A 15,577-nucleotide genomic window follows, 5' to 3' on the forward strand; every position below is an offset into this window, starting at 1 on the left:
GCTTGGCGCTTTCACATCCCTTTCACAGTCGGGCGCCTAGGGTGATCCCAGCTCCTAGTGAAAACCTTTAAGCCCGCACTCCCCATCGCGGGCTTTTCTTTGTCTGTGATTTGGCTGGCAACGAGTTGCATACTCCTTGCCAGCCCAGTGGAGTGATATCTAATCGCCTCAGCCCACCTCAGAACTTGAACACATACGTCGTAATCAAGCGTGTCTCCGTATAATCCGGCCCCGCCGCGCTGCCGTTGCCATAACGGGTCTTGACGTCGTAACGGCGCCACTCCAACCCCAGGTTCTTGAAGGTCCCGGCCTGCACCACATAGCCAAGGGCCAGCCAGCGTTCGCTTTCCACGTTCTGGTCCAGGGCGTTGTTGCCACGGTCGATGCCTGTCCCGCGGAAGTAGCGCGTCTTGAACTTCAACCCCGGGACGCCCATCGCTGCGAAGTTGTAGTCATAACTCACTGACCAGGAGCTCTCATTGGGCTTGACGTAAGACACCACGGACCAGTTCACCAGGTACGGCTGGGGTGCATAGCCGTTGATGGTGGGGAAACCACTGTCACCGAGCATGCGCTGGTAGGCGACGCCAAAAGTATGGCCGCCCTTTTTCAAGGCGGTCATCAGGCCATAGGAGCGGTTATCGATGTTTCCGTACAACGCCTTGCCATCTTCGCGGTTATCGAAATAACGCAGGTCGCTTTTCAAGGCATAGCCGCCACCCAGGTCGAGGTCATGGCTCAGGCCGAAGTATTGCTGCTGGTAGATATCTTCCAACTGACCGTAGAAATACGTCGCCGATAACTGTGGGGTCAGTGCATAAGTGGCACCGGCAAAGTTCAGGCCGGCGCTGCGGTGTTTTATATCCGGGCCATTAAACAGGTACATTTTTTCGCGGTCGGATGATTCCCGTGAACTGATCTGGTTGAAACGCCCGGCGGTCAATGTCCACTTATCAATGTCCTTGGACTCGATACTGACCCCATTAAATGTGGTCACCAATTGCCGGGTATCGTCGTAATACGCCACCGGCAAGGTCGGGCGGTGCTCGCCCAACTTCAATTCGGTTTTCGAATAGCGAACTTTCGCCGCGAACGCCGCCCGGCCGTAGTCCTGCACCGGTTCGCCACGGCTGTCGTCGTACGGGATCACCGAGTCCGGCCCACGCCCGCCACCGCCGTCCAGGCGGTACGCATACTGTCCGTAGAGATCGAGGGCGAACTGCATAGGGCCTTCGGTGTAGCCTGAGGCGGCCTTGAAGTCGAAACCCTGGGTCCAACTGCCGACCCGGGACTTGGGTGCATCCGTCTGGTGAAAGTCCCGGTCCAGGTAAAAGTTGCGCAGGCCCAGGCTGATTTGACGGTCGTTGATAAAGTCGGCGTGGGCAAATAGCGGCGTCAGGCAGCCCAGCAGGCCGACGAACACGCAGTCGCGGGCCATTCTATTTTCAAGAGGCATCGGTGGTTCCTTTATATGCGCGCAAAACATTTGAGTGGGGCAGATAACTAATGGGCAGTTAATCCGCAGTCTTGTTTTTATAACCACTTGCTGCAAAAAGACGCATGCGTGCGGAGCACGCTTATTGTTGTTTTAGAGAACCGGACAAGTTAGTTGGCAACGATCAAGAAGCGGCCTTCGATGCGTCCCCCAGGCGATGATAGGCACGGTTGAAATACACCAGGCCTTCCTGGCTTTCGCCATTGCAGATACCCAGCACCTCACAGTAGAAAATCGTATGGGAGCCCACCTCATGGGCCTGGGCGATGCGGCAATCGAAACTCACCAGCGACTCCTGCAAAATCGGCGCGCCACTTTCCAGGGTCACCCACTGGGCACAGGCAAAACGCTGCTCGGTGTTCATGTCACGGTTGGCAAACACCCCGGAAATCGCCTGGTGATCGGCGGTCAGTACGTTGACACTCAACACACCGTTGCTCTTGAAGTTGATATTGGACGTCGACGCCCGGTTCATGCACACCAGCAGGGTCGGCGGCTGATCCGTCACGCTGCATACCGCTGAGGCCGTAAAGCCGAAGCGCCCGGCTGCGCCATCGGTGGCGATCACCGAGACGGCGCCGCCGAGCAATGCCATTGCATTGCGAAAACCTGTTGTATCTACCATGGTCTTGCCCTCCGCCAATTCAGATGTCCAGCACCAGTTTTTTCGATTTGGCCCGCGAGCAACACACCAGGATCTGGTCATTGGCGGCCTTTTCGTCGTCGGTGAGGTAGACATCCCGATGGTCGGGCTCACCTTCCAGCACATCGCACAGACACGTCCCGCACACCCCCTGCTCGCAGGAGATTTCAATCTTGATACCGACACTGGCCAGGGCGTCGAGAATGCTTTGGCCTTCTTGCACCTGCACCTGCTTGCCGCTGCGCGCGGCGACCACTTCAAAGCCCTGGCCGCTGCTGTCGACCTCGACCTGGAAGTACTCACGATGGATATGGTCCTGGGCATGACCGGCCTTGGCCGCCTCACTGATGACCCAATCCATGAAGCCGGCCGGCCCACAGACGTAGACATGGACCCCAGCGCCGGGCACTCCGAGCACCGCTTGCAGGTCAAGGCGTTGACCCTGGTCTTCGTCATCGAAATGGGTGTGTACCCGCGACGCGAATGACGCGTGCTGCAGCTCATCGATAAAACCGCAGAGGCTGCGCGACCGCGCGCAATAGTGCAGCTGGAACTCCCGCCCCTGGGCCTGCAAGGCATACGCCATGGCCACCATGGGCGTGATGCCGATACCACCGCCGATCAGGATCGAGCGTTGCGCATCGGCCGCCAGGGGAAACAGGTTGCGCGGTGCGCTGATCTGCACCACTTGGCCTTCGAGCAGTTGCTCGTGTACCGCCAGGGAGCCGCCGCGCGAGCCCGGATCTTTCAACACGCCCAGGCGATAGACCCGGGAATTGGCCGGGTCGCCACACAGCGAGTACTGGCGGACCAGGCCCGCTTGCAGGTGAATGTCCACATGGGCCCCGGCCTCGAAGGCCGGCAACGCCTGGCCATCAGGGTCGGCCAGGTCGAGGACCACCACCCCCTGGCCCTGTTCCTGGCGTTTTTGCACCACCACTTTCAATAATGTTTGCACGCTCATATCGGCTCGTTCCGCTGGTTATTATTGGCCAAGGCCGATCACGGTCGGCCCGTTGTCGCATCAGCGCATGAATAGCCCGCCGTTGACGTCCCAGGTCGCTCCGGTGACGAAATAGGCATCCTGTTCCGCCAGTTGCACCACCAGGCGACCGATGTAATCGGCACTGCCCAGGCGCTTGACCGGGATCGCTTCGAGCAGTTGCTCCATGCGCTCGGGCGCGACCACGGCATGCACTGCCGGCGAGTCGATCGGCCCCGGGGCGATGGCATTGACCGTCACCCCGCGTGCCGCCAGTTCCTTGGCGAAGATCTTGGTCAGGGTGATGATCGCGCCCTTGGATGCCGCGTAATGCCCACCGGTAGCAGTCCCACCGTTCTGCCCGGCCAGGGACGCCATGTTGATGATCCGCCCATAGCCCTGGTCAGCCAGGTAAGCCCCCAATACCTGGCAACCGACAAAGGTGCCGCGCTGGTTGATGTTGGTGACCCGCTCGAACTCCTCGGGGCTGATCTGCATCAACGGCGTTGCCAGGGTCATGGCCGCATTGTTGACCAACACATGCAGGGCGCCGAAACGCTCTAGGGTCGCCGCCAGTGCCTGCTCGAAATCGGCCTTGCAGCCCACGTCCAGACGTAGCGCCAACACGCGCTCGCCGCTCGGGTCCAGGCGCCGGGCGCTGGCGTTTGCCGCCGCCAGGGAAAGGTCGCTGAGCACCACCGCGTACCCCGCCGCGTACAACTGGGCGGCGATGGCGTACCCCAGGCCCTGGGCAGCGCCCGTCACTAAGGCTATGTGTGTCATGCCGGCGCCCTCACAGGATGTAACCGATACCGGCGAGGGTGTCGGTGGAGTTGATCAGGTGGATCAGCTTGCGCTGGATCTTGAAACTGTCGCCGTCACGCAGCAGCTCGAACGTGATATCGGCGGTGTAGTGCTTGAGCACGTCCTTGCGGCATTCACGCAGGTTCTGTGCGCAGCGCACGGTGACGGTTTTGCCGTCATCGGCGAGCAGGCGAAACCGTGACAGCGTGCGCACGGTGCGCGCCCGTGGCGTGGTGGAAATCGACTCGCCGCTGGTCAGGCGTGTGACCCGCAACTGGCGCATGTGATGGTCGTCATAGGCATAGTTGAGGGTGTTCTCAAAGTCGGTTTCCAGCGGGTCGATGGGGATGATGTAGGTCGCATCCTGGGTCCAGAGCGCCAGCCATGATTCAAACTCACCGTGATCGAGCATGTCCGCTTCTTGCCAGATAAAGGCGCTGGCCTGGTTGAGCAGTTGTAGGTTGATCATCACTGGGTCTCCTGGGCCGACATCATTTTTTTCCACTGCTGATAGCCGGCGCGCATGCCGGTTTCGGCACTGACATCACTGACCAGGCCATCGTTGCTGGCCTGCTCGCCCGCCAGGCCGCGATTGAGCATGACCCACAGGTCGGTGCCGGCACTGGCGCCCTTCTGCACCCGCTCCCACGCCTCGGAGTCGTCTGGCGTGCCAAAGCCCATCGGCCCCTGGAAGTGCTCATGCAGGCGCAAGCGGTAGCGGTTGGCGACCGCCGGGCCGCCGTCCATGGTGATCACTGCGTGGTGGATCTCGGTCTCGTCCACGGCAATCGGTTGCAGCACCCGGAAGAACGCCATTGAGCACGCGATGTTGGGGAACAGATTGAGGTTGAACCCCGAGCCGCCCACGGCGCGGACGATGCGCCGCACTGCTTTCTCGTCATGCCCTTCTTCGCGCAGTTGCCCGGCCAGTTCTTCGAAACGCGCCGGGATCGGCAACTCAAGGTTGGCTTCCAGGTCGATCAGGTCGGGGATCATCACCATCACGCTATGACCGTTGCCCAGGTCCTCGACATAACCGCTGCCGCCGACAAAATTGAGCATCTCTTCGGTCTGCTTATCCACCGACGACAGGAACGACTTGTGCACCAACGGGAAGTGGTAGGCGTCGGTGGTGTTTTCCAGCTGGATTTTCCAGTTGCCGGGGAAGCGGAAGCGGTGTTCTCCGGCGACCTTGATCGGGTAGCCACCGCCTTGTTTCATAAACAGATCCATCCATTTTTTCGCCGCACCGAGAAAGTCTTCCAACGGCTCGATGGCGTCGTTGAAAGTGGCGAAAATCATCCCCGCGTATTGCTCGACCCGCAGGCTCACCAAGGGGTGCTCACCCTTGTCCAGCATGTCGGCGTAACTCTCCGGATGAGGCACGCCACGCAGCGAACCGTCGAGGGCGTAGCTCCAGCCGTGGTAGGGACAGACGAAGCTGTTGGTCTTGCCCTTCTTGTGCTCGCACACCGTCGCGGCGCGGTGGCGGCAACGGTTGAGCAGCACATGGATCGCCTGCTTGCGGTCACGCACCACAATCACCGGCTGCTTGCCGACGTAGGTGGTCTTGTAGCTGCCCGCATCGGGAATTTCACTGACGTGGCCGACCCAGATCCAGGTCTTGTAGAAAATCTTCTCCAGCTCCTGGTCGAAGACTTGCGCATCGGTGTACAGCGACGTGTGCACCCGGTCCGGCAGGACGCGTTCGGACGGGCAACTTTCAAGGTTCACTGCTTGAATCAGGTTATTCACGATGTCTCCTCGTCGACCCGCCGGGCCGACTCACTTGAATGCGGGTTTCACTCACCCGGCTTATGGGGCACCGGCAACCGGGCACTGTGGTTCCACAGGCTCACGGGGCGGCTGAACAGGTTCTCGGTCTGGAAATGGGCGATCCGCCACTGGCCGTCCTCACACTCGAAGGTCACGCTCAGCCGTGCACTGTTCAAATGGGACGCGCCACTGGCAAAGGTCGAGGTCTGCAACATCACCCAGGCACCGCCGGCCTGCAGGCCCCGGACCTCAATCTGTTCGCTGGTCAGGAAGTGCACGTTGAGGGCAAAGTGCGCGGGCTCGACCATGTAGGTGGCAAACATCCCGCGAATGGCCGCACGCCCGTGATAGCCACCAAAGGCCTCCTGGTACTTGCTGCCCTTGCCTTCCCAGATCGCGTTGGGGGTGAACAGGCCGGCCAGTTCGTCCAGGGGCGAGTGGGCGCCCAGGTCGTCGCACAGCTGCATGTAACGGTTCATGCAGGCACGGATGGCGCTGGCACTTTCCAGGGCGTCCAGGCGTTGTTCCAGGGCTTGGAGTGGGTCGTTCATGGCCGGGCCTCAGCGCTGGATAATCAGTTCGCGGCCGGTACGGGCCTCGACCTTGCAGTACTTCCACAGCTTGTAGGTGCCGTCCCCCACCGGGGTGCTGCGAAACAGGTTGCAAGCCGCATGCACGCTGGCGATATCCGGCACGTCCGCCAGCAGGTAGGTGGTCCAGGGGTAGCCGGCGGACGGGCCGACCATGCTCTGGTCGTCATCCATGTTGCCGAACACCTTGACGCCCGGCAGGTCATGGATGCCATTCCACATCTGGCTGAACGCCGCCCAGACTTGCAGTTGTTCGTCCCGCGGCGCGTCGAAGAAATTCTGGTTGATGCCCATGCAAAACAGCACGCGCAAGGCTTTGGTATCGCTCATTGCAGTCACCTTTTTTCTTGAGAATTGAACGTCACAGGTAGCCGGGCAACGGCTTGTTGCCGAAGAAAATCGCACCGGCGCTTTGGTAAGTCATGTCACCCATAAAGGCGTGCTGGGTAATGACCTGGGCGTCGTTGACGAAGCGCGACAGCGGGCTGCTGCGGTACACCCCGCTCATCCCCGAGAGCATCTGCGCGGTGCGCGCCACATCAGCGGCCACGCGGGTGGCATGGGTCGACGACAGGCGCAGCAGGTTGGTTTGTTCCACCGACACCGGGTCGCCGGCGAGGATGCTGCTCCAGGCATCATCGATGGCCTGGTAGAACCAGGCCCGCGCCGAAAGCAAGGCCGCCTCGGCCTTGGCCACTTCCACCTGGGCCAGGGGGCGATCGGACAAGGACGGCGCGCCAGTCACCGAAATGCGCCCATTGGCCATGCCACTGAGTTCATCCAGTGCAGCACGCGCTACGCCCAGCCCGACCACCGACAACACCTGGGTGGCGAACGACAGCGACGGATAGCGAAACAACGGCTCGGTCAGGCTCGACGGCCCGCCACGCACGAACGTCCACTCCTCTGGTACCACCACGCCCTCGACCACCAGGTCGTGGCTGCCGGTACCGATCAGCCCGGTCACGTCCCAGGTCTGCTCGATGCGCACCTTGTCCCTGGGCATTACGGCCATGCGTGGCAGGCCGAGCATGTCGCCGTTTTTCGGGGCGATACCAACCCCGATCAACGAGGCGCCCATGCAGCCGCTGGAGAACTTCCAGCGCCCGTTGACCTCCAGGCCACCGTCGACAAACGCGGCCGGTTGCGGCGGGAAGATCCCTCCGGCGAACACCACATCCGGGCCGTTGGCGTAGACCTGCTCGATACTCGCCAGGGGCAAGGCCGAGAGGTACACCAGGCTCATGCCAAAACTCGCGACCCAGCCGGCGGAGCCGTCGGCATGGGCAATGTCTTCAACCATCTGGCAGAACTGCGCCGGCGAACACTCGTCCCCGCCAAAACGCTTGGGTACCAGGGCCCGATACACGCCCAGGGTGCGGAAGCGCTCGATGATGTCCTGACTGATGTGTTTTTGCTGGTCGAACTCACCGCTACGCGCGCGCCGACGGATGTCATCCAACAGTTGCTGGAAGTCTTCACCGTCGATGATCGACAGGTCGGACCTCGGACTTTGTGCACGGAGTGCAGTCATGGAATACCTCCAAAAAGAATCAGGCTGATTGTTGTTCTAGGCGTTGCGAAATCATCAGGGCCACGGCGCACAACAACGCGTCCTGGCCTTTGCCGGCGATCAGTTGCAGGCCCACTGGCAGGCCGCTCGGACCTTGCAACGGCAGGCTCAGGGCTGGGTGGCCGGTGAGGTTGAAGGGGCGCACCAGGCTAGTCATGCCGATGGCAGCGCGGGTATCTGCCGCCTGCGCCACTTGCAGGGGGTAATCGGGCAGGGTGGGCAAGGCCAGGATCGGGTGCTGCGCCAGGGCCGCATCCACCTCATGGGTGAACGCTTCGCGCACCTGTTCGGCCTGCTGCAGTGCTTCGTCGCTGGTCAAGGCCGCGGCTTGCAGGCGTGCTGCGATGTCCGCGCCCAGCAGGCCGCTGGGCAGCAGGTGGCCACAGGCGTTCCAGGTCTCACGATTGATCACGGCCAGGCCCGCGTTGTAGGCCGCCTCCATGCCAGGCAGCAGCGTTGGGTGCAGGGCAAAACCGCTGCGGGCCAATGCCGCGTCGAGGGTTTGCAGGATCTGCGGGTGCGCCGTGACGGGCACCACGCCGATGCTGAGACTGGGTGGGCAGGACAGGGCAATAAACCCAGGGTCAATGACCTGCATGGCCGCGATCAACAGTTCCATGCTGGCAGCAAAGGGGCCGACACAATCGAGGCTGGAGACGCCGGGCATCACCCCCGCACGGCTGATCCGGCCAAAGGTCGGCTTGAGGCCAAACACGCCACAACAGGCGGCCGGCACACGCACCGAGCCACCCGTATCGGTGCCCAGGGCGAAGTCCACCAGCCCTGCCGCAACCGCCGCCGCCGAACCACTGGAGGAGCCGCCAGGAATCAACCCGGGGTACAGCGGGTTGTCGGCGGTGCCGCTCCAGTGGTTGATCCCGGTGGTGCCAAAGGCCAACTCATGCAGGCTGGTCTTACCGAGAATCCGACAGTTGCCCGCGAGCAGGGCCTCGACCACTTGGGCATGTTCCTGCGCCGCTGCTGCGTTCTCCAAAGCCTGGCTGCCAGCACGGGTTGCAAAGCCTGCGATGTCGATCGTGTCCTTGACCATCACCGACAGACCACTCCCCCCCAACGCCATATGCTCGACGACGATAGTCATGCCACCTCCCGCTCAATGTTGTGACGCCTGCGCGTCGCCTGTCAGTGGACTGGACAGATCAACCCCTGCCCAACGCTTAAATCTAAAATCATAATATTTACGTGAAATGTCAATTGAATTATCTATTTTAAAATATGGGTATTTTCGGTGCACATTTCCCACGAGATGCACCGGAGCCGTGCATTTCGGTAACACTCTAAAAAACGCAAAACCAAAAATAAAAATCAAAATAAATACTTATATTTCAAATACATAAAATAAAAATACAACATCGCCCACGCTTTCCTTCTGTTTACCTGAAGCACAAAAAATCTTAAAAAATGCGCAGAAACGAAAAGTTACCGATTGTTTTTGCGCAACAAAACCCATCGATATAAGCCTGAGTTTTTGCATGTTTTTTCAATTAAAAAATCATAAAAAACAGCGATAAAACCGCGAGCTAGCGCCTTCGCATAACGCTGGTTTGTCTCGCCACGGAACGACAAACACAACGTCCACTGCCCGGGATAAACCCTGCTTCACACCGCTGTCCCGAATTTTTCTGGCATGCAACCTGCTATCGCCCTACTCGCCCATCAACAGCGGCTCGCGCCGTTGCGGCAACCGCCAAGGGCTCGCCTCCATCGCGCATCGCGACCGCTGTTCAAGCGGCGACGGGCCGAGGGACGGGCGCTTGCTTAGCCTTGCAATGCTTCGGAGAACTCCATGCTCTTGAAAAAAGCTGTGTCCACCTTGCTACTGAGTGCGGCCTGCGTATCCCTGGCCCAGGCGCAAGTCACGGTCGGCGTGATCACCTCGGCCGCAGGCCCGTTGGCCATGATCGGCGTGCCACAGAAAAACACCGTGGCGCTGCTGCCGACCCAGGTCGGGGACCAGGCCATCCGCTACATCGCGCTGGACGACGGCAGCGACCCGACGGCCACGGTCAAGGCCCTGAAGAAGCTGATCAGCGAAGACAACGTGGATGCGATCATCGGCCCAAGCGGCTCGCCCAATGCCATCGGAGTGATCTCGTTTGTCGCCCAGGCCCAGGTCCCGCTGCTGTCGCCCGTGGGCACTGCGGCGGTGATCCTGCCGATGACGGCAGAGAAGAAATGGGTGTTCAAGACCACCCAAAATGACGAACTGATCGCCAAGGCGCTGTTCGAACACATGGCCAGGCATCAGGTAAAAACCCTGGGCCTGATTGGCACCGCCGACCCTTATGGCGAGAACTGGGCCAAGGTAGCCACGGCGCTGGCGACCGAGCATGGGATCAAGATCGTCGCCAACGAACGCTTCCAGCGCCAGGACACCTCAATCACCGGGCAAAGCCTGAAAGTGCTCGCCGCACGCCCCGACGCGGTACTGGTAGCCGCGCCTGGCAGCCCGGCCGTAATGCCCCAGGCCACGCTGTTCGACCAGGGCTACCGTGGTCAGGTCTACCAGACCCATGGCGCCGCGCTACCGGACTTCCTCAAGCTGGGTGGCAAGAAAGTCGAAGGGACGATCCTCGCCGCCAGCCTGATGCTGGTGCTCGATGAAATCCCCGACAGCAATCCGTCGAAAAAAATCGCTGCGGACTACACCGCCAACTACGAAAAACTCTATGGCAGCAAGCCCGCCACCTTCGGCGCCAATACCTTCGATGCCGGCCTGCTGCTGCAAGCGGCAATCCCGCTGGCTGCCGCCAAGGCCGCGCCGGGCACCGTGGAGTTCCGCCGGGCGCTGCGTGACGCCTTGGAAAGCACCCACGAGTTGGCGGGCACCCAAGGGGTCTACAGCATGACCCCGGACGACCACAGCGGGTTCGATGAACGAGGCCGGGAGTTGATCCAGGTGAAAAATGGCACCTGGACCCTGCTCAGAGACTGAGAGCGCACCCCATCGCCCGCTCGGCCAGCCGTGTCCGACGGGCGCCGCAAGCCTGATGACCCCGTGCAAAGAGTTGCCCTATGAATGCCCAGATAGCCTTGCTGCTTGGCCAGGACGGCATCACCAATGGCGCCATTTATGCGCTGCTGGCCTTGTCGATTCTCCTGGTGTTTACCGTGACCCGGATCCTGTTGATCCCCCAGGGTGAGTTCGTCACCTATGGCGCCCTGACCATGGCCAGCCTGCAAGCGGGCCAGCCCACTGCACTGGTCTGGCTGCTGCTGGCCCTGACCCTGCTCGATGGCGCCCTCGACCTGCTCGCCTCGATCCGCCGCCCCCACGCCTGGCGCTTGCCGCGCAAGAGCCTGGTAAAGATCGCCTACGCGGCGGCGATGGTGGGCCTGGTCAACAACCTGCCGCTGGCACAACTGCCCATGGCGTTGCAGGCCCTGCTGACCTTGGCCTTGGTCGTGCCGTTGGGGCCGTTGATCTATCGGCTGGCCTTCCAACCCATCGCCTCGGCCAGCTCGCTGGTGTTGCTGATTGTCTCGATTGCAGTGCATGTAAGCCTGGTGGGCATGGGCCTGCTGTTGTTCGGCCCGGAAGGCGCGCGGACCCGGCCCTTCTCCGAACAAGGCCTGGAACTGGGACCGGTGGCGCTCAACAGCCAGACGCTGTGGATTATCGCCGCGTCCCTGGGCCTGATCATCGGCTTGTTTGTGTTCTTTGAGCGCACCCTGTACGGCAAGGCCCTGCGCGCCACGGCAGTGAACCGCATGGGCGCACGCCTGATGGGCATTTCCCCGGAGATGGCCGGCAAGAGCACCTTCGTCCTGGCCGCCCTGATCGGCACCCTGTCCGGGATTCTGATCGCCCCCATCACCACCCTGTACTTCGACTCCGGTTTCATCATCAGCCTCAAGGGTTTTGTCGGTGCGATCATGGGTGGACTGGTCAGCTACCCCGTGGCAGCCCTGGGCGCCCTCGCGGTGGGCCTGATCGAAGCCTTCTCGATGTTCTGGGCCAGCGCCTACAAGGAAGTGATTGTCTTCACCCTGATCATTCCGTTCCTGCTGTGGCGCTCCCTCACCAGCCGTCACGTGGAGGAACACGAATGAAACCACGCTACCTGATCCTCGGACTGATTGCCCTGCTGGGCCTGGCGCCGCTGGTGCTCGCCCCCTACTACGTGACCTTGCTCAACTACATCGGCCTGTATGCCCTGGTGGTGCTTGGCCTGGTGCTGTTGACCGGGGTCGGCGGCATGACCAGCTTTGGCCAGGCCGCTTTTGTCGGCCTTGGGGCCTACACCACGGCATGGCTGACTACCGCCGAGCAACTGCCGACCTGGCTGCAATGGGCGAGTGCCTCGCCGTGGCTGACTCTGCTGGTGGGCGTGGCCCTGACGGTGACGGTGGCGCTGATGCTGGGCGCCCTGACCCTGCGCCTGTCCGGGCACTACCTGCCACTGGGCACCATCGCCTGGGGGCTTTCGCTCTACTATCTGTTCGGCACCCTGGAACCCCTGGGTGGCCATACCGGCGTCGGCGGGCTGCCAGCCATTTCCCTCGGCGGGATTTCCCTGGACCAGGGGGAAAAGATGTTCTACCTGATCTGGCTGGTGCTGGGCGCAGCGATGCTGATCACCCACAACCTGCTCGACTCCCGGGAAGGCCGCGCCATCCGTGCGCTCAAGGGCGGCCAGTTGATGGCTGAGTCCATGGGCGTCAACACCTTCCGTTCGAAGATGGTGATCTTTGTCATCGCCGCGCTGTTTGCCGCCGTATCGGGCTGGCTGTACGCCCATACCCAGCGCTTCGTCAATCCGACCCCGTTCGGCCTGGGCATGGGTATCGATTACCTGTTCATGGCGCTGATCGGCGGGGTGGCCAGTATCTGGGGCGCACTGTTGGGCGCTGGCATCCTCACAGTGCTCAAGGAGTGGCTGCAAGATTGGCTGCCCCACCTGCTGGGCGACGGCGGCAACTACGAAACCATCGTCTTCGGCATCCTGATCGTGCTGCTGATGCACTGCGCGCCGGGCGGCCTGACGCCATGGCTGGGCAAGTGGTTCAAGGGCCGCACACGCACCGCGCCGTTGCCCCAGGCACAGGCCCTGCCCCGTCGCGCTGCGGTCGAACACGGCACCCGCATCCTGCAGGCCAACCAGGTGACCAAGCGCTACGGCGGCCTCGTCGCCAACAACCAGATGAACCTGCATATCGACGCCGGGGAAATCCTCGCCCTGATCGGTCCAAATGGCGCTGGCAAAAGCACCTTGTTCAACCTGTTATCCGGGGTCGACAGGCCCACCTCAGGCGATATCCACTTCAAAGGCCTGCCCCTCAATGGCAAAACCTCACGGCATGTCGCCCGCCTGGGCATGAGCCGCACCTTTCAGCACGTCAAACTGCTGCCCGGGATGAGCGTGCTGGAGAACGCCGCCCTCGGCGCCCATTTGCGCGGGCACCAGGGGGTGATCGCCGCCAGCCTGAACCTGGACCGTGCCGAGGAGCAGCAGTTGCTGGCCGAGGCCCGTTATCAACTGGAACGGGTCGGTCTGGGTGACGCGTTGCAGGAGGACGCCGCGAGCCTGGCACTGGGGCAGCAACGTATCCTCGAAATCGCCCGCGCCCTGTGTGCCGATCCTTGCCTGTTACTGCTGGACGAGCCTGCCGCGGGCCTGCGCCTCCAGGAGAAACAAGCCCTGACCGCACTGCTCAAACGCCTGCGCGCCGAAGGCATGGCGATCCTGCTGGTGGAGCACGACATGGACTTCGTCATGGGCCTGGTGGATCGCGTGGTGGTCATGGAGTTCGGCCAGCCCATCGCCCAGGGCCTGCCTGAAGAAGTGCAAAACAACCCCGCAGTGCTTGAAGCCTATTTGGGAGGCGCAGACGCATGAATATGCCAATGGAACCGTGCAACGCCGGCACCACCCTGCTGCAAATCGATAACCTGAGCGTGGCCTATGGCAAGGTTGAAGCCTTGAGCAACGCCAGCCTGCGCGTCGGCGAAGGGCAGATTGTCACGGTCATCGGCCCCAATGGGGCCGGCAAGACCACCCTGCTGTCGGCAATCATGGGCGTCCTGGGCTCCCGGGGCCAGGTCAACTTCGACGGCACTCTGCAAAGCGTGCCCGAGGTGGAAGTGATGGTGGGCCGGGGCCTGGGCCTGGTGCCAGAAAAACGCGAACTCTTCACCTCGATGAGCGTCGCGGACAACCTGCTGCTGGGGGCGTTCCAGCGTCACCGCCGGGGCGAGCGTGACCACGGCCAGACACTCAAGCAGGTATACGACCTGTTCCCGCGCCTGTGGGAGAGGCGCGAGCAATTGGCCGCGACCTTGTCGGGGGGCGAGCGGCAGATGCTCGCCGTTGGCCGGGCGCTGATGGCCAAGCCACGCTTGCTGATGCTCGACGAGCCCAGCCTGGGCCTGGCGCCCCTGGTGACCCGCGAGATCTTCCGCATCATCAGCAGCCTGCGCGAGCAAGGGGTATCGATCCTGCTGGTGGAACAGAATGCACGGGCGGCGCTGCGGGTCGCCGACTACGCCTACGTCCTGGAAACCGGCCAGATCGCCATGCACGGCCCCGCCCGGCAACTGGCCGACGACCCTAGGGTGATCGAGGCCTACCTGGGCCTGAGCAGCAAGCATCAGGAAATGCTCGCGAGCTGATTGCTCTATCCCGTGTGGGGCCCGATGGCTCCCACACGGCGCGACAAGCGCGACGTTAATCACGTGAATATGCAACAATCGGTCGTTGTCCATTATTCGAAGCCCGAGCATGACCACCGCGAAAAAACGTGTGAATCGTCATAACCCTGCCAGCCAGGATTTCAAGAAAGAAGAGTTCCCCTTCTACTGGCTCGCCCGGGTCAACGGGCGCTATTCCATGGCGATGGAAAAGGCCCTGAAAAAAGTCGACATGGACATTCCGCGCTGGCGCATCCTCCTGATCCTCAAGGACAACGGCTCGTCGAGCATCTCGGAAATCTCCACCCACGCCATCGCCAAGCTGCCCACGGTGACCAAAATCGTCTACCGCATGAAAGCCGACGGCCTGGTGCAGACCAATGTCTGCGCCAACGATGGGCGCGTCACCCAGGTCTCCTTGACAGAGGCCGGGTACCAGACCATCGAGCAGAGCCACAAGGTCACGGCGGATATTTTCAAGACCAGTTTCAAGGGCCTGACGGACGCGCAACTCAACAAGCTCAACAGCTTGCTGGAAACCCTGTTCGACAACCTGCCCGAAGACTGACCCTCCCCCCTGTAGAAGCGAGCTTGCTCGCGAAAATCCCACAAGCGCCACGGGCTACCTGTTGGCGCTGCGTTATCGTTAACGTTTTTCGCGAGCAAGCTCGCTCCTACAACTACATGGCGTGAATCAATAGCGGATCATCACCAATTTCTGTAGGCACGAGCTTGCTCGCGAAAATCCCACAAGCGCCACGGACTACCTGTTGGCGCTGCGTTATCGTTAACGTTTTTCGCGAGCAAGCTCGCTCCTACAACTGCATGACGTGAATCAATAGCGGATCATTACCAATTTCTGTAGGAGCGAGCTTGCTCGCGAAAATCCCACAAGCGCCACGGGCTACCTGTTGGCGCTGCGTTATCGTTAACGTTTTTCGCGAGCAAGCTCGCTCCTACAACTACGTGGTGTGAATCAATAGCGGATCATCACCAATTTCTGTAGGAGCGAGCTTGCTCGCGAAAATCCCACAAGCGCCACGGGCTACCTGTTGGCGCTGC

Annotated in this window: 15 protein-coding genes; 5 read left to right on the forward strand and 10 right to left on the reverse strand. The window is 61.5% G+C overall.

Annotated features, from left to right (window positions below):
- Nucleotides 1–178 precede the first annotated feature (178 nt).
- The 10 genes from FJD34_RS11615 to FJD34_RS11660 form a co-directional block, all read right to left on the reverse strand.
- A complete protein-coding gene (locus tag FJD34_RS11615; protein WP_090290773.1) occupies nt 179–1,456 on the reverse strand; it encodes an OprD family porin in 1,278 nt (425 codons plus the stop codon).
- A gap of 163 nt (nt 1,457–1,619) precedes the next feature.
- On the reverse strand, nt 1,620–2,120 hold the full coding sequence (locus FJD34_RS11620; protein WP_005787271.1) for a flavin reductase: 501 nt from the start codon (nt 2,118–2,120) through the stop codon (nt 1,620–1,622).
- A gap of 19 nt (nt 2,121–2,139) precedes the next feature.
- Complete coding sequence (locus tag FJD34_RS11625) at nt 2,140–3,102, reverse strand: PDR/VanB family oxidoreductase (protein WP_090290772.1); 963 nt, start codon at nt 3,100–3,102, stop codon at nt 2,140–2,142.
- Between the two features lie 60 nt (nt 3,103–3,162).
- Entirely contained in the window at nt 3,163–3,903 is a 741-nt protein-coding gene (locus tag FJD34_RS11630; RefSeq protein WP_032863761.1) for an SDR family NAD(P)-dependent oxidoreductase, read from the reverse strand.
- Between the two features lie 10 nt (nt 3,904–3,913).
- Nucleotides 3,914–4,390, reverse strand: a complete 477-nt coding sequence (locus FJD34_RS11635; protein ID WP_032863795.1) for an aromatic-ring-hydroxylating dioxygenase subunit beta — start codon at nt 4,388–4,390, stop codon at nt 3,914–3,916.
- Nucleotides 4,391–4,392: 2 nt separating this feature from the next.
- Entirely contained in the window at nt 4,393–5,679 is a 1,287-nt protein-coding gene (locus tag FJD34_RS11640) for an aromatic ring-hydroxylating oxygenase subunit alpha (protein ID WP_090290771.1), read from the reverse strand.
- A gap of 47 nt (nt 5,680–5,726) precedes the next feature.
- The gene (locus tag FJD34_RS11645; RefSeq protein WP_032863765.1) at nt 5,727–6,251 is read right to left on the reverse strand and encodes a nuclear transport factor 2 family protein; all 525 of its coding nucleotides are present in this window, start codon (nt 6,249–6,251) and stop codon (nt 5,727–5,729) included.
- Between the two features lie 9 nt (nt 6,252–6,260).
- Nucleotides 6,261–6,620, reverse strand: coding sequence for a hypothetical protein (locus FJD34_RS11650; protein WP_032863767.1), 360 nt, complete (start codon nt 6,618–6,620; stop codon nt 6,261–6,263).
- A gap of 31 nt (nt 6,621–6,651) precedes the next feature.
- A complete protein-coding gene (locus FJD34_RS11655; RefSeq protein WP_005787257.1) occupies nt 6,652–7,824 on the reverse strand; it encodes an acyl-CoA dehydrogenase family protein in 1,173 nt (390 codons plus the stop codon).
- Nucleotides 7,825–7,843: 19 nt separating this feature from the next.
- A complete protein-coding gene (locus tag FJD34_RS11660) occupies nt 7,844–8,965 on the reverse strand; it encodes an amidase (protein ID WP_032863771.1) in 1,122 nt (373 codons plus the stop codon).
- A 705-nt stretch (nt 8,966–9,670) separates the two neighbouring features.
- Here FJD34_RS11660 and FJD34_RS11665 point away from each other — a divergent pair.
- The 5 genes from FJD34_RS11665 (at nt 9,671) to FJD34_RS11685 (ending at nt 15,083) form a co-directional block, all read left to right on the forward strand.
- Nucleotides 9,671–10,819 carry an ABC transporter substrate-binding protein gene (locus FJD34_RS11665; RefSeq protein ID WP_090290770.1) on the forward strand — a complete coding sequence of 383 codons (1,149 nt, stop codon included), beginning with the start codon at nt 9,671–9,673 and terminating at the stop codon, nt 10,817–10,819.
- Between the two features lie 80 nt (nt 10,820–10,899).
- Nucleotides 10,900–11,937: a branched-chain amino acid ABC transporter permease gene (locus tag FJD34_RS11670; protein WP_032863775.1), complete on the forward strand. Its 1,038-nt coding sequence runs from the start codon at nt 10,900–10,902 to the stop codon at nt 11,935–11,937.
- On the forward strand, nt 11,934–13,724 hold the full coding sequence (locus FJD34_RS11675; RefSeq protein ID WP_090290769.1) for a branched-chain amino acid ABC transporter ATP-binding protein/permease: 1,791 nt from the start codon (nt 11,934–11,936) through the stop codon (nt 13,722–13,724). The genes FJD34_RS11670 and FJD34_RS11675 overlap by 4 nt, the downstream gene beginning before the upstream one ends.
- Nucleotides 13,721–14,497 carry an ABC transporter ATP-binding protein gene (locus FJD34_RS11680; protein ID WP_032863778.1) on the forward strand — a complete coding sequence of 259 codons (777 nt, stop codon included), beginning with the start codon at nt 13,721–13,723 and terminating at the stop codon, nt 14,495–14,497. Before FJD34_RS11675 ends, FJD34_RS11680 begins: the two co-directional genes overlap by 4 nt.
- A 109-nt stretch (nt 14,498–14,606) precedes the next feature.
- A complete protein-coding gene (locus FJD34_RS11685; RefSeq protein WP_032803452.1) occupies nt 14,607–15,083 on the forward strand; it encodes a MarR family winged helix-turn-helix transcriptional regulator in 477 nt (158 codons plus the stop codon).
- Nucleotides 15,084–15,577: the final 494 nt, after the last annotated feature.

It is taken from the genome of Pseudomonas brenneri (genome assembly GCF_007858285.1).
GTDB lineage: Bacteria > Pseudomonadota > Gammaproteobacteria > Pseudomonadales > Pseudomonadaceae > Aquipseudomonas > Aquipseudomonas brenneri.

Bases quoted from the DNA above. Each gene is read 5' to 3' on its own strand.
- FJD34_RS11615 (WP_090290773.1), bottom strand. From the start codon at position 1,456: ATGCCTCTTGAAAATAGAATGGCCCGCGACTGCGTGTTCGTCGGCCTG.
- FJD34_RS11620 (WP_005787271.1), bottom strand. From the start codon at position 2,120: ATGGTAGATACAACAGGTTTTCGCAATGCAATGGCATTGCTCGGCGGC.
- FJD34_RS11625 (WP_090290772.1), bottom strand. From the start codon at position 3,102: ATGAGCGTGCAAACATTATTGAAAGTGGTGGTGCAAAAACGCCAGGAA.
- FJD34_RS11630 (WP_032863761.1), bottom strand. From the start codon at position 3,903: ATGACACACATAGCCTTAGTGACGGGCGCTGCCCAGGGCCTGGGGTAC.
- FJD34_RS11645 (WP_032863765.1), bottom strand. From the start codon at position 6,251: ATGAACGACCCACTCCAAGCCCTGGAACAACGCCTGGACGCCCTGGAA.
- FJD34_RS11650 (WP_032863767.1), bottom strand. From the start codon at position 6,620: ATGAGCGATACCAAAGCCTTGCGCGTGCTGTTTTGCATGGGCATCAAC.
- FJD34_RS11655 (WP_005787257.1), bottom strand. From the start codon at position 7,824: ATGACTGCACTCCGTGCACAAAGTCCGAGGTCCGACCTGTCGATCATC.
- FJD34_RS11660 (WP_032863771.1), bottom strand. From the start codon at position 8,965: ATGACTATCGTCGTCGAGCATATGGCGTTGGGGGGGAGTGGTCTGTCG.
- FJD34_RS11665 (WP_090290770.1), top strand. From the start codon at position 9,671: ATGCTCTTGAAAAAAGCTGTGTCCACCTTGCTACTGAGTGCGGCCTGC.
- FJD34_RS11670 (WP_032863775.1), top strand. From the start codon at position 10,900: ATGAATGCCCAGATAGCCTTGCTGCTTGGCCAGGACGGCATCACCAAT.
- FJD34_RS11675 (WP_090290769.1), top strand. From the start codon at position 11,934: ATGAAACCACGCTACCTGATCCTCGGACTGATTGCCCTGCTGGGCCTG.
- FJD34_RS11680 (WP_032863778.1), top strand. From the start codon at position 13,721: ATGAATATGCCAATGGAACCGTGCAACGCCGGCACCACCCTGCTGCAA.
- FJD34_RS11685 (WP_032803452.1), top strand. From the start codon at position 14,607: ATGACCACCGCGAAAAAACGTGTGAATCGTCATAACCCTGCCAGCCAG.